Raw genomic sequence first — 13,361 nt, 5'->3', positions numbered from 1 at the left:
GCCCCACTTGTTGTGGGGCCTCCGCACTTCAGTAGTAGAAGGCCCGATCGCTTGGGTTCTGGTACACAGCGCCACCACAGCGGGTGGCAATCCTCCACAGCGCTTTGTGGATCGGTGTGGAGTCGTAGCGCACCAGCTCAGGGAACCTCTGCCTCAGCAGTTGAGTTCCACGCCAGGCGTTGTAATGCGGAATCGATGAATTCACGTGATGGCACACGTGGGTTGAGCCGATTCCATGGTGCAGCAGGTTGAGGATGGGCCCGTAGGGACGATCAACCGTTTGCAGGGCACCCTTCGACCAAGTCCAGGTTTCGTTGGAGAAGTGAGGGATATCGGTGTTGGTGTGCTGCAGCCAGGTGTAGGTGGTCAGCCACATGTTGATCACCAGGTAGGGCAGGCCATAGACGCACAGCACACGGAGCAGGGAAAACTGCACAGAGGCGATGATCAACAGGGCAATTATGGCGAGCAATCCCAGGTTGGATCGCAGCATCCATTTGCCGAAGGACTGAGGGAAAAGGCGGCGTTTGCCGTTGAAATTGCGCTTGCGATTCCAGAAATGAGAGGTGGGGGAGTCGTAGTCCTCGCCGCCGGTGGCGCCCAGGAAGAGATAAAGCTGCCAGCCAATCACGAGGTGATTGAACAGAGAAATGATCCCGAAGACGGTGGGATTCAACCTCTGCTTGAGCTTTTCGGTGGTTCGCCCCATCGGTGATGTTGCCCGCGGCGGAACATGGGTTTCTCCCTGTTCCAGGTGATTGCAGTGGGCGTGGTGAACCGCGTGGCTGTGGGCCCAGCTGTAGTACGGCACAAGCAAAATGCTGTGCAGCACAAAGCCCACAACGCCTTCAATCCGGCGGTTGGGGTGGAAGGCGTGATGGCCGCATTCATGGGCGATCACCCAGCAGCCCATCGAGATGGTGCCGGTGATCACGCCGTAGAGGAGCCAGAGGGGGATGGCGGCTGCCGAGAGCGGAATCAGGGTTCCAAGGCCGACGGCCAGAAGCGAAAGGCCAGAAGACATGGCCAGGCTCGCCCATGACTTCACTGGGCTCAGCTTGGAGAGCTCGGCTGGCAAGGCGCTGAGCAGCTCAGCCTTGCTCGGGTAGAGGATTGATTCAGCGCTGTCTTCAGGGGCTGGATTTGCGGGTCGGGTCGCTGTTGCAAATGCCAAATGGAAGCCTCAAGACAAGCGCTCATGAGTTAGCGCTTTAAGGTTTTCATCATAATTGCTTGGGCTGCGACCTGTGGGCGCATGGTGCTCCAGAGCCCAATAGCAATTGTTCGGATTTCGTTGTTTGGAATTACGGCTGAATTTCAAGCTCTTTTTGCTCAGAGTTCCTTCTCTTGGGTGCAAATTGAGCCTTTCGCTCATGCTTTGCTGGATTTATTTGGGATCAAATTTCGCCTGAAGGGGCGCCAGTGGTTGTCTCGAATGGTGTTCTTTTGAGGATCCATTCTTCAACGGGTTGTTGGCCGATGATGTGTTGTTCGATGATTCTTTTGACGCGATCAGGCGAAACGTCGGCGTACCAAATTCCGTCTGGCCAGACCAGAAGAATCGGCCCTCGTTCGCACACCCTGAGGCAATCGGCTTTGCTGCGCAGAACAATCCCCTCCGGGCGTTCCGTGTTTTCGAGATTCAGTTCGCGAACAACGCTCTTCAGTTCATTCCAGGTTTGTGCCCCAAGCGCTGAATCGCAGCATTTGGCTTTGGTGGCGGTTGCGCAGAGCAGGAGGTGATGGCTGACCCGTTGCATGCCTAAGCGGCGAGCGCTCCCATAGGCAAACGGGTCACACCGCGGTTCACCTGTTCTCGCACGGCGGTTCGCGCCCACTGATCCACCCGCAGCACGTCGTCCAACTGGGGTTGGGCCATCAGATCGGGTTTATGACGCTCGCAGGCGGCCTCGATCACTGTGGGGATATCGAGGAAGTGAATCTTCTCTTCGAGGAACTGCGCCACGGCTTCCTCGTTGGCAGCATTCATCACCGCAGGCATGGTGCCGCCGGCGCGTCCAGCGGCGTAGGCCAGCTCCATGCAGGGGTACTTGGCGGGATCGGGGGCCCGGAAGCTGAGCTGACCCACTTCCGTGAGATCCAGTCGCCGCCATGGCGTCTCGAGGCGTGAAGGCCAGCTGAGGCAGTAGAGGATCGGCAGCTTCATATCGGGCCAGCCCAGTTGGGCCAGCACGGAGGAATCCGCCAGCTCGATCATCGAATGGATGATGCTCTGGGGATGGATCACGATCTCGATGTGGTCGTAATCCAGGCCGAACAGGTAGTGGGCTTCGATCACCTCCAGCCCCTTGTTCATCAAGGAGGCGGAATCCACGGTGATCTTGCGGCCCATGCTCCAGTTGGGATGACTGGTGGCATCAGCAACGGTGGCCTTTTCAAGGTCGGCGGCCGTCCAGTCGCGGAAGGCGCCGCCGGAGGCTGTGAGCTGAATCCGGCGCAGCCCCGGTGTGGGCACGCCGGTGGAGAGGCGTGCGTTTTCAGCCCAGGGGGTTCCCTGCAGGCACTGGAAAATTGCCGAGTGCTCCGAATCCGCCGGCAGCAGACGGCTGCCGCTCTTCTTCAGCTCCGGCAGCACCACGGGGCCGGCTGCAATCAGCGTTTCCTTGTTCGCTAAAGCCAGGTCTTTGCCGGCGCGGATCGCCGCCAGGGTCGGCAACAGACCGGCGCAACCAACAATGCCCGTCACCACAAGGTCGGCGCTGTCCCAGGCGGCAGCAACGTTGAGACCGTCAGCACCTCCAACTAACTGGGGTGCATCAGCGCCTGTGACGCCGGCATCCTGCAGACGCTCCTGCAGTTCGGGCAGGAGATCGGCATCGGCCAGGGCCACCACCTCAGGGCGATGCCTCTGAACTTGGTCAACCAAAAGCTTCAGGTTGCGGCCGGCCGTCAGGGCCACAACGCGGAACTGCTCCGGAAACTCCTCGGCGATCTGGAGGGTCTGGGTGCCGATCGAACCGGTGGATCCCAGCACGCTGATGGCTTTCATGCTGTTCCGGCAGTTGCGACAAGTCTCCCACCAGGACCGTTGAACGCTGGCAAGCTGGCGGACAGCTTGTGGAGAGCGCATGGCGAAGGAACAGTGGCGATCGGGCCTGGGGTTTGTCCTGGCGGCTGCAGGCAGTGCCGTGGGTCTGGGCAATCTCTGGGGCTTTGCCTACCGCGCCTCCCAGGGAGGTGGCGGCGCCTTCCTGCTGCTCTACGTGGTGATTGTGCTGTTGGTCTGCCTGCCGGTGCTGGTGGCCGAAATGGTGCTGGGGCGCAGCACCGGCCAAAGCCCCCTGCTCGCGCCAGTGGCGGCCGCCGGTCGCCGTTGGCAGCCGATGGGTTGGCTGTTCGTGCTGGCGGCCAGTGGAATCCTGGCCTTCTATGCCGTGTTGATGGGTTGGACCGGGGCCACCCTGGTGCAGACCCTCACCCAGGGGCTCCCAGCGGATATCGCTTCAGCGGAAGCCTTTTTTGCCGGTCTCAGTGGCGGCCGCTCCGCCTTGATCGGCCAGCTGCTCAGCCTGGTGGCAACTGCTGCTGTGGTTGCGGCCGGCGTGCGCGGAGGCATTGAGCGGTTGTCCCGCTGGGGGCTGCCGCTCTTGTTTGTGCTGCTGATTGGCCTTGCGGTTTGGGCCGCTGGTCTTGATGGGGCCTCGGAGGGCTATCGCACCTTCCTGCTCCGCTGGGACAACAGCCAGCTGCAGGACCCCACCACGATTCGTAATGCCTTCACCCAGGCCTTCTTCTCGATTGGCACGGGTATCGGCTGCATCCTGGCCTATTCGGCCTACCTGAGCCGGCGCGCCCACCTGCCGCGGGAAGCCGTGGCGGTGGTGGGGATGGACACCGCTGTGGGCTTGCTGGCCGGCATGGTTACCTTCCCCGTGGTGATGAGCTTTGGCCTCCAGGATGTGATCAGTGGCTCAACCCTGGGCACGATCTTCATCGCGCTGCCTACGGGCCTGGGCTCGCTGGGCGCCACAGGTCAGCTGGTGGCGGTGCTCTTTTTTGCACTGGCCCTAATCGCAGCGATCACCTCAGCGGTGTCGCTGTTGGAGGTGCCGGTGGCCTGTTTGATCGATCGCCTGGGGTGGAGCCGCTCCCGGGCCGTCTGGGTGTCCGCGGCATTGATCTTCGTGGCCGGTCTTCCCGCGGCCACCTCCATGGAGGTTCTCGGCTGGATGGATTCCGTGTTTGGGGGCCTGCTGCTGATTCTGGGGGGCTTGCTCCTGGCCCTGTTGCTGGGTTGGGTGCTCCCCGCCCGTTTTCAGGAGGAGCTCAGCCATTCGGGGAGTCCGATCTGGCTGCAGCGTTTTCTGCTGGTGATGCTGCGCTGGATTTCGCCGCCGGTGATCGCCGTTGGTCTGGTGATCAGCGTGGTTGATCTGATCCCCAGCTGAAGGATTCGCCTGGCGAGTGCCTACGGCTGATCCGAAGAATTGAGCATGGATTCCATCTTGCGAATCCTCTGCAGCATCTTGTCCCACACCTCTGCTTTCCAGGCTTGCTCCGCATCGCCCGTGGACGCGGCCAATTGCTTCTGAGCCGTGAGCTTCGCCTCAAGATCCTCGCCGGCATCGAGGGCCTTCATCAGCTCCATCTCGAGCTTGGCGGTTTCCATGAAGTTCAGCTTCTTCAGCCAGAGCATGGGGAGCAACAGGATCGGGGTTCAGTCTGACGGGATCAGGCGCGGATCCACTCCGTCACCCCGCCGGGTTTGTCGATCAGCTCCACCCCTTGGGCGGCGAGCTCATCCCGGATCCGGTCGGCTTCCGCGTAATCCTTCGCTGCTTTCGCTGCCTTGCGGGCTGCGATGGCCGCATCAATCGCGCCGTCGTCGAGGCTGGTGGCGGCTTCCGCTTCCGAGCGCAGTCCCAGCACTGCCGCCAGGTGTCGAAGCAGCTGCCAACGCCCCTCCAGACCCTTCAACTCCGGCTCAGGCAGGGTGGCGTCTTCCCCCCGTTCCAGCCGGTTGGCGAGGGCCCGCAGGGGCTTGGCAAGATCGAACAGCACGGCCAGTCCGCCCGAGCTGTTCAGGTCATCGTCCATGGCGCTGATGAAGCGTTGTTCGAGCTCCACCAGAGCGGTGTCGGCTGGACCTCCATCGGCCGTGATGGCGCCCTCTGTGAGCGGTGCGGCCGTGCTCCAGCCGAGGCTCTCGCCGTGACGATCGCCAAGGCTTAGGGCTGCATTCAGACCCTTCCAGCCGGTGGCTGCGGCCTCAAGGGCCTCGGCGGTGAAATCAAGCGGTTTGCGGTAGTGGGCCTGCAGCACAAACAGGCGCAGGGTCATCGCCGAGACCCCGCTCTCCAGCAGCGCACGGATGGTGGTGAAGTTGCCGAGCGACTTGCTCATCTTCTGGCCGCCCACATTGACCATGCCGTTGTGCATCCACACCCGGGCCAGGTCTTGACCGGTGGCGGCTTCGGATTGGGCGATCTCGTTTTCGTGGTGCGGGAACACCAGGTCGGCACCACCCAGGTGGATGTCGATCGTGTCGCCGAGTTCCGCCCGCACCATGGCTGAACATTCGATGTGCCAGCCGGGGCGTCCCTCACCCCAGGGGGAGGGGAAGCTGGGCTCTCCGGGTTTGGCCCCTTTCCAGAGCGCGAAATCGAAGGGGTGCTGCTTGCGGGCCTCTTCGGCATCGGCCACCCGCCCGGCGGCATTGTCCTGTTGTTCGCTCAGGTCGCGGCCGCTGAGCTTGCCGTAACCGGCATGCTTCATCACCGCGAAATACACATCCCCTTCAGCGCTGTAGGCCGCACCCTTGGCTTCCAGTTCGCCGATCAGTGCGCGGATGCCATCCAGGCACTGGGTGGCGCGGGGCATCCGGTCGGGCCGCAAGATCCCCAGGGCGTCCATGTCCTGGTGGAACGAGGCAATGTTTCGCTCGCTCACCTCCGTCATCGAGGAGTTCTCCTCGCCGGCCCGTTTGAGGATCTTGTCGTCGATGTCGGTGAAGTTCTGAACGAAGGTCACCTCGAGGCCGCGCCAGATCAGATAGCGGCGCAGCACATCCCAGTTGATGTAGCTGCGGGCATGGCCCAGGTGGCAGAGGTCGTAGACCGTCACGCCGCAGCAATAGATGCTCGCCTTCCCCGGGGTTAGGGGTGTGAACGGCTCGGTGCGGCGGGTGAGGGTGTTGGTGAGCCGCAGGGACACAGCCGTTCAGAAGCTGCGGCTGAGGCTACGGCCTGTTCGGCTGCGTTTATTTCGCCTCCATCCAGTTCGCGCCGACGCCGGTCTCCACCACCAAGGGAACACTCAGCGCAACGGCCTGTTCCATGGTCTGCACCACCAGCTCTCGGATGGCGTCCAGGGCGTCCGGCGCCACCTCGAGCACCAGTTCGTCGTGCACCTGCAGCAGCAGCTGGGCCCGTAGGCCCTGACGCTGCAGGGCGTCTTGCAGCTGCACCATCGCCACTTTGATGATGTCGGCACTCGAGCCCTGAATCGGGGCATTGGCCGCCGCCCGCAGTTGCTGCGCCTCCATGCCGCCGCGGCGGGCCACGTCCAGGTCGATCTCCAGCGGGTCCTTGCCCAGCAGCCGCCCCAGGCCGTTGCGATCGAAGTGGAACGGCCGCCGGCGGCCGAGAATCGTTTCCACATAACCGCGGCTGAGGGCGAGCCGCTCCTGCAGCTCGAGGAAGGCGAACACCTTCGGGTAACGCTGCTTGTACTTGGCCAGAAACTCCTTGGCTTCGCCCTGGCTCACGCCGGTTTCCCGCGCAAAGCGCTGGGCGCCCATGCCATAGATCACACCGAAGTTGATCGTCTTGCCGAGGCGGCGTTCGTCTGGGCTGACCTCGTCTTTGTCCAGCAGCAGCCGAGCCGTCAACGCGTGCACGTCATCGCCGCTGCGGTAGGCCTCCTGCAGCACCTCTTCTCCCGAGAGGTGGGTGAGGATGCGCAGCTCGATCTGGGAGTAATCAGCGCTGAGCAGGGTCCAGCCCTCCTGCGGCAGGAAGGCCTTGCGGATGCGCCGGCTGTACTCGGTGCGCACCGGGATGTTCTGCAGGTTGGGGTTGCTGCTGCTCAGCCGCCCCGTTGCCGTCACCGCCTGGTTGAAATCGGTGTGCACCCGGCCGGTTTCCGCTTCCACCAGCTGCGGCAAGGCGTCGATGTAGGTGCTCTTGAGCTTGCTGAGCACCCGGTGCTCCAGCACGAGCGGCACCACCGGGTGGTCGTTGCCGAGTTTTTCCAGCACGGTGGCGTCGGTGCTGAAGCCGGTTTTGGTGCGCCGTGATTTCTTGCGATCCAGGCCAAGGGTGTCGAACAGCAGTTCCCCCAGCTGTTTGGGCGAGGCGAGGTTGAACTCCACCCCGGCAGCTGCCTTGGCCTCGGATTCCAGTCGCTGCAGCGTGGCGCCCATTTCCTTTGAGAGGCCCTGGAGGTAGGGCACATCGATGCGGATGCCGGTGGCTTCCATCCGGGCCAGCACCGGTTCCAGGGGCTGCTCCACCTGTTTGAGCAGCGGCAGCAGCTGGGGACCCATCGCCTCCAGCTGATCGCGCAGCAGCAGGGCGAGACGTCGGGTGACGTGCACGTCCATGCCGCAGTACAGGCTGGCGGGCTCCAGCGGCACATCGGCGAAGGTTTGCTTCTTGCCCACCAGGTCGGTGAAGGCAGTGGGCTGGAATCCGAATTCGCGTTCGGCCATCACCTCCAGGCCATGCTTTGCGGCGGCATCCCGCAGGTAATCGGCCAGCAGCGTGTCGATCACGACGCCCTCCAGGGCAACGCCATGCCGCAACAGGATCAAGCGGTCGTACTTGGCGTTCTGCAGGGCTTTGGGGTGGTTGCTGCTGGCCAGCCACTGGGAGAGGGCGGTGAGCACGGTTTCCAACGGCAGCTGCTCAGGGCTGCTGTCGTCGCTGCCTTTGTGCCCCAGCGGGATGTAGGCGAGGGTGTCCAGGGCCTCCCCCCAGCAGACGCCAATGCCCACCAACTCGGCCCGGAATGGGTTGAGATCGGTGGTCTCGGTGTCAAAGGCGACGGGCAGGGCGCTGTCGGTGCAGGCCATCAGCGTCTGCATCAATGCATCCAGGGCCTTTTCGGTCTGGATCAACTGGGGTTTCAGCGCGGGCAGCCCCACGTCGTCGTTGGTTGCCGGATCGGATGCGGCCTCGACAGGCGCCTGTTTTGAGCTGGCTTGATGGTTGGTCTTGGCTGCAGCGGCTCCCGCATTGGCCCCGTAGCCGCCGGCGGAAAAGGCCGCCACAAAGCCCCCCACCTGGCGCAGCAGGCTGTTGAGTTCGAGGTCTTCCAGGCAACTGCTCAAGCCATCAGCATCCACCGACGACAACGGCAGGCTGGGTTCCTTGGGCAGGGGAACATCCACGAGAATCTCGGCCAGCTTGCGCGACAGGTAGGCGTTGTCGCGGTCGGCGCGCAGCTTCCCTTTCAGTGCACCTTTGATGGCGCCCCGGCTGGCTTTCGGCCCTTCGGCTTCCACTTGCTCGAGGGTGGCGTACACCGCGTCGAGGTCGCTGTTGTCCTTCAGCAGGTTGATGGCTGTTTTCGGGCCAACCCCGCGTACGCCGGGGATGTTGTCGGAGCTGTCCCCTGTGAGGGCCTTGAGGTCCACCACCTTGTCGGGCATCACGCCGAGCTTGCCGAGCACCCCCTCTTCGCGGATCAGTGTTGGGCCACTGCTTTTGGCGTAGGGGCCGCCACCCATGTAGAGCACTGCGATGTCGCGGCTGTCATCCACCAGCTGGAACAGGTCGCGGTCTCCCGAAAGGATCCGCACGCCCCATCCCGAGTCGGCCGCTCGGTTCGCCAGGGTTCCCAGCACATCGTCGGCTTCGTAGCCCGGTGCCATGCAGAGGGGGAGCTGCAGGTGCGTTTCGAGGATCTGCTGCAGCTGTTCGAGGTCCTGGAAGAACACCTCAGGGGCCACATCCCGGTGGGCCTTGTAGTTGGCGTCCGCCTTGTGGCGGAAGGTGGGCTCGGCTGTGTCGAAGGCGATGGCAACGCCCTCTGGCTTCAGGGTTTTGCTGTTGTCCAGCAGGGCTTTGAGAAAGCCGTAGGTCACGCTGGTGGGCCGGCCGTCTTTGGTGGCCAGACCGCCTTCCCCCCCCTTGCTGAAGGCGTAGAAGCTGCGGAATGCCAGGGAATGGCCATCCACAAGCAGCAGAAGGGGCTTGGCGGGGGCCTCAGGCATGACGGTGTTGAAAGTGTGGGTGGATCAATCGCGGCGATCGGCCCATGGGGGCAGATCGATGAACACGCGGGTTCCTGATTCGAGACCGTTCAGGATTGCAGTCTTGTCGCCGCTGCTGTTGCCCAGTTCCACCGGCTGAAAACGTGGTTGCTGGTTTTCATCCACCAGCAACACACCCTGTTGGCCGTCTTCAAGTGTGATCGCCACGGTGGGCACCAGGATTTCGGGCGCACTGCGCCCGGTTTGGAAATTGATGTCGGCGGTCATGCCGATCTTCAGTTTCTTCTGTGGGTTGACGAAGTTCAGCTTCACTTCAAAGGAGGTGACGCTGTTTTCTTTCGCGGCGCGCGGGGCAACCTCACTCACCGTTGCCTGGAAGCGCTCATCGGGATAGGCATCCACCCTGATCTCGGCGGTTTGGCCGGGCTGGATGCGGCCGATGTCGCTTTCCGGAACGCGGGCCCTCACCTCCAAGCCTTGCGAGAGCTCAACGATCGAGGCGCTGGTGGCACCGGCTGTGGCCGAGGCGGCTGTAGTGGGGGTCACAAATGACCCCGGTTCGGCGTAGCGCGCTGTGATCGTTCCTGAGAAGGGGGCGCGGATCGTCTTTTCGCGGCTCTCCTGTTCCAGTTGCTCCACCCGTTCCCGGGCTGCCACCAGACCCGCCTGCCTGGCCAGCATCTCGAAGCGCGCATCACTGAAGTCGTCAGCGCTGAGCGCGCCGCTGGCATACAGCTGGCTGCGACGTTCGAAATCCTCCCTCTTGTTCTGATAGTTGGCGTCGGCCTGACGCAGCAGAGCCTGCTTCTCCTGCAGCCGATCATCGAGATCGCCGCGATCCATCACCGCCAGCACCTGCTCGTTCTCCACCACATCCCCCTCATCCACCATCAGCTCCGCCAGCAGACCCGGCTGGCGCGGACTCACGTTCACCTTCTGCTGGGCCTGCAGTTCCCCGCTGGCGCTGATCACTCCAGAGAGCACGCCGCGTTCAGCTGTGGTGGTGAAGGGCGTCAGATCCCGTTGACGGTTGCTCCAGGGACCGAAACGCAGCAGCAGCCCACCCCCGCCCAAGGCCAGCAGTAGCACTCCCACCATTGCGGTTTTGCGCCGGCTGGATCGTGCTTTTGCCACTGAGGCCAGCTCTGCTTCAGGCGATGGGGACGCAGGGGAGCGCAAGGACTGCAGCATGGGCCCACAAAACTTCACAACAGTCTCGCCGCTGGCCGGTAGATTCCGCCGATGCTCAAAGCTGGAATTGTCGGATTGCCCAACGTGGGCAAGTCCACCTTGTTCAATGCGTTGGTCGCCAACGCTCAGGCGCAGGCTGCCAATTTTCCGTTCTGCACGATCGAGCCCAACGTCGGCACCGTGGCGGTGCCCGATGAGCGACTGGACCGGCTCACAGAACTGAGCAAAAGCCAGGACACCATTCCGACCCGGATGGAGTTTGTCGACATTGCTGGTCTGGTGAAAGGCGCCAGCCAGGGCGAAGGTCTGGGCAACAAGTTTCTGGCCAACATCCGTGAGGTGGACGCGATTGTTCACGTGATCCGCTGCTTCGAGGACGATGACGTCATTCACGTTTCAGGGTCAGTTGGTCCCTCCCGGGATGCGGAGGTGATCAATCTTGAGCTGGGTCTGGCGGATCTGGCTCAGATTGAGAAGCGCCGGGAGCGTCTCAAGAAGCAGATGCGCACCAGCAAAGAAGCGCAGGTGGAAGACGCTGCTCTTGAACGGATTCAGGCGGTGCTCGAGAACGGTGGTGCGGCTCGCAGCGTCGAGCTGAACGAGGAAGAAGCGGCGATGATCAAGCCCTTGGGGTTGTTGACCGCCAAGCCGATCATCTACGCCACCAATGTGAGTGAAGACGATCTGGCTGGGGGCAATGCCTTCTGCAGCGAGGTGGTTGAACTGGCCGCCAAGGAAGGTGCCGAAACGGTGCGGATCTCTGCCCAGGTGGAAGCGGAGCTGGTGGAACTGGGAGATGAGGAAACCGCGGACTATCTGGAAGGTCTCGGGGTAACGGAAGGTGGACTGCAAAGCCTGATTCGGGCCACCTATCGATTGCTCGGGCTGCGCACCTACTTCACCACCGGTGAAAAGGAAACAAGGGCCTGGACTTTCAAAGCCGGGATGACAGCTCCCCAGGCTGCCGGTGTGATTCACACCGATTTCGAGCGGGGCTTCATCCGCGCTCAGACCATCGGTTGGGAGAAGCTGCTGGAGGCCGGCTCACTGGCAGAAGCCCGCAACAAAGGCTGGCTGCGCAGTGAAGGAAAGGAGTATGTGGTGGATGAAGGCGATGTGATGGAGTTTTTGTTTAACGTTTAGTCAAAGCATTTGATTCCCTAGATATTCCCTCTAGCGCTCTTTGACTTTTCAAGAGTGCTTGATTGGGGGAATATCAGTGATCTCTAGTTGGTTCGCCTAGAGCAAGCCCGGAATGCATTTGTATCCCTTGAGGAACTTGCTCAACTTTCCACCCTTCATGATCTCACTTCCAATTGTCTCGCATTGATTCAGGGATTCAACTGGAATGAGTTCGATCTCCTGGGTGATTGTGCTTAGAACCAGGTAAGCCGCTTTCTTGCGCTCTCCGTGAGCCACCAGTGCCCGTCCATCGTGCTGAGTGGCACTGGCAAGCGGAGAAAATATGACGGTGAGCAGCATCGCAGTGAACCATTTCATTGAGCGATCTGATCTTGCTTTTGCGGTGTTGTGGTCAACACAGTTTGGCTGCTGATCAATTCTTTGTACGTCCATAGAGCATGAACATCTGTTCTCTGGTTGAGATCAATTTTTAGGGCAAAAAGAGGAGTCAGGTCTTCTTCAGTATTTATAGTCAGCATCTAACTGAGAGATGGCTTTCTCTTGGTCCTCGGATGGTCTTCATCCTCTGCCGTCAGCTCTCAACGATGTTGTTGACCTGAACTGCCTGTGCCAGAGCATCAAAGCGTTGTTGTTCTGGCGGGGCGATGTCCTGGCCTGTTTCTGTCACCCCGTAGCGCGGCTTGAGGCTGCGCAGGGTAGGGAGCACGACCAGGCAGGCCCCACCCATCAGCAGCCAGAGCAGCAGGCCATTGTTTTGAAAGTCCAGCAGGGCTCCACCAGCGAGGGGGGCCACAATGGCGCTGATGGCGAAGCACTGGGAAAACAGCGCCATCGCCAAGCCACAGTGTTCTGGTGGTGTCCCTTCAATAACGGCTTCTGTGGCCGTGGGCAGGAAAGCGGCCTGGGCGAAGGCCATTGGCAGCAGGGCTGCCAGCACCAGGATCGTTCCGTTCTCGAACAAGGAGGACAGGGCAATCAGGCTGCAGCCAAGGCTGAATCCCGCCAGGCTCAGGCCGAGGCCGAAGGCAACGCTGCGCTCCGCCAGCCATCGGCCCACCGGCCACTGCAGGCTCACCAGCAAGGTCAACTGAAGGGCGATCAGGGCACTGCTGTGGCTTTCGCTCAGGGCCGGTCGCACCAGCCCGCCGCGCACCAGATCGAGGGGAAGCGCACTTTGTTGAAGGGCCAGGATCCCGGTGGCCACCACACTGATCAGCAGCACCGGCAGCAGGGGAAGCAGCCAGGGCAGTCGGGTTGTTGGCCGTGGCCGTTGACCAACCGGCGCTGGGCTGTTGCTGCTGAGGTTGCGGTAGGGCGGACCGTCCTGGAGCGGAACAAGGCTGATCAGCACCAACACAGCGCCCATGCACACCGCTTCAACGACGTACACCGTCCGCAGGATTCCAAGGGTGGCGGCAGCGGTTCCGATCAGCGTCCCGATGCCGATGCCGAGGGCATCGGCGCTGCGGACCAGGGCGTAGCCCCGCCCTGAGGGAAGGTTGCCGCAACTGAGGGGAACGGCCAATTCGATGGCAGGCCAGTACAGACCCGCCGCACAGCCCAGCAGCAGCTGTCCGAGCAAGTAGCTGTTGTAGTTGTCGGCCTGCAGCAGGATCAGATCAGCTGCAATGGCCAAAAGGGTTGTGCCCCTCACCGGCCAGGAGCAGCGGATGCCGCGATCAAGCAGTGCACCGCTCAGCAGGCGCACCACCGTGCCGATCAGGGCAGAGACGGCCAGGCCGCTTCCCACTTCACGCGCTGAGAAGTCGATGGCATGAAAGATCAGCGGCGTCATGAACATCACCCCGCCGGCACCGATGGACGCCAGGAACCTCAGTCGGGTGACATT

11 protein-coding genes are annotated in these 13,361 nt (G+C 62.2%); 2 read left to right on the top strand and 9 right to left on the bottom strand.

Annotation, left to right across the window (positions count from 1 at the left end):
• Window positions 1-28: 28 nt before the first annotated feature.
• The 3 genes from SynM161_RS08710 to SynM161_RS08700 all read right to left on the bottom strand — a co-directional run bounded on the left by SynM161_RS08710 (window position 29) and on the right by SynM161_RS08700 (window position 3,010).
• Window positions 29-1,174: a fatty acid desaturase gene (locus tag SynM161_RS08710; protein ID WP_186540910.1), complete on the bottom strand. Its 1,146-nt coding sequence runs from the start codon at window positions 1,172-1,174 to the stop codon at window positions 29-31.
• A 223-nt stretch (window positions 1,175-1,397) separates the two neighbouring features.
• Window positions 1,398-1,760: a ferredoxin gene (locus tag SynM161_RS08705; protein ID WP_115132927.1), complete on the bottom strand. Its 363-nt coding sequence runs from the start codon at window positions 1,758-1,760 to the stop codon at window positions 1,398-1,400.
• Window positions 1,761-1,762: 2 nt separating this feature from the next.
• Window positions 1,763-3,010: a 1-deoxy-D-xylulose-5-phosphate reductoisomerase gene (locus tag SynM161_RS08700; protein ID WP_186540909.1), complete on the bottom strand. Its 1,248-nt coding sequence runs from the start codon at window positions 3,008-3,010 to the stop codon at window positions 1,763-1,765.
• A gap of 79 nt (window positions 3,011-3,089) precedes the next feature.
• Here SynM161_RS08700 and SynM161_RS08695 point away from each other — a divergent pair, with 79 nt between their 5' ends.
• Window positions 3,090-4,409 carry a sodium-dependent transporter gene (locus tag SynM161_RS08695; RefSeq protein WP_186495848.1) on the top strand — a complete coding sequence of 440 codons (1,320 nt, stop codon included), beginning with the start codon at window positions 3,090-3,092 and terminating at the stop codon, window positions 4,407-4,409.
• 20 nt (window positions 4,410-4,429) lie between these two features.
• On the opposite strand, the gene SynM161_RS08690 is transcribed toward SynM161_RS08695, so the two are convergent.
• The 4 genes from SynM161_RS08690 to SynM161_RS08675 are packed head-to-tail and all read right to left on the bottom strand — an operon-like array spanning window position 4,430 to window position 10,369.
• Window positions 4,430-4,657, bottom strand: coding sequence for a hypothetical protein (locus tag SynM161_RS08690; RefSeq protein ID WP_115008620.1), 228 nt, complete (start codon window positions 4,655-4,657; stop codon window positions 4,430-4,432).
• 35 nt (window positions 4,658-4,692) lie between these two features.
• On the bottom strand, window positions 4,693-6,174 hold the full coding sequence (gene cysS / locus SynM161_RS08685) for a cysteine--tRNA ligase (protein ID WP_186540908.1): 1,482 nt from the start codon (window positions 6,172-6,174) through the stop codon (window positions 4,693-4,695).
• A gap of 46 nt (window positions 6,175-6,220) precedes the next feature.
• Window positions 6,221-9,178 carry a DNA polymerase I gene (gene polA / locus SynM161_RS08680; protein WP_186540907.1) on the bottom strand — a complete coding sequence of 986 codons (2,958 nt, stop codon included), beginning with the start codon at window positions 9,176-9,178 and terminating at the stop codon, window positions 6,221-6,223.
• Between the two features lie 24 nt (window positions 9,179-9,202).
• Window positions 9,203-10,369, bottom strand: a complete 1,167-nt coding sequence (locus SynM161_RS08675) for an efflux RND transporter periplasmic adaptor subunit (RefSeq protein WP_255441760.1) — start codon at window positions 10,367-10,369, stop codon at window positions 9,203-9,205.
• Window positions 10,370-10,420: 51 nt separating this feature from the next.
• Between SynM161_RS08675 and ychF the strand changes: the two genes are divergently transcribed.
• Window positions 10,421-11,512, top strand: a complete 1,092-nt coding sequence (ychF, locus tag SynM161_RS08670) for a redox-regulated ATPase YchF (protein ID WP_186540906.1) — start codon at window positions 10,421-10,423, stop codon at window positions 11,510-11,512.
• 96 nt (window positions 11,513-11,608) lie between these two features.
• Here ychF and SynM161_RS08665 read toward each other — a convergent pair whose 3' ends face one another.
• Entirely contained in the window at window positions 11,609-11,944 is a 336-nt protein-coding gene (locus SynM161_RS08665) for a hypothetical protein (RefSeq protein WP_186540905.1), read from the bottom strand.
• Between the two features lie 139 nt (window positions 11,945-12,083).
• Window positions 12,084-13,307, bottom strand: coding sequence for an MFS transporter (locus SynM161_RS08660; protein WP_255441759.1), 1,224 nt, complete (start codon window positions 13,305-13,307; stop codon window positions 12,084-12,086).
• Window positions 13,308-13,361: the final 54 nt, after the last annotated feature.

Source organism: Synechococcus sp. M16.1, from assembly GCF_014279895.1.
Lineage (GTDB): Bacteria > Cyanobacteriota > Cyanobacteriia > PCC-6307 > Cyanobiaceae > Parasynechococcus.
This window is presented reverse-complemented; position numbering and strand designations above follow the sequence as displayed.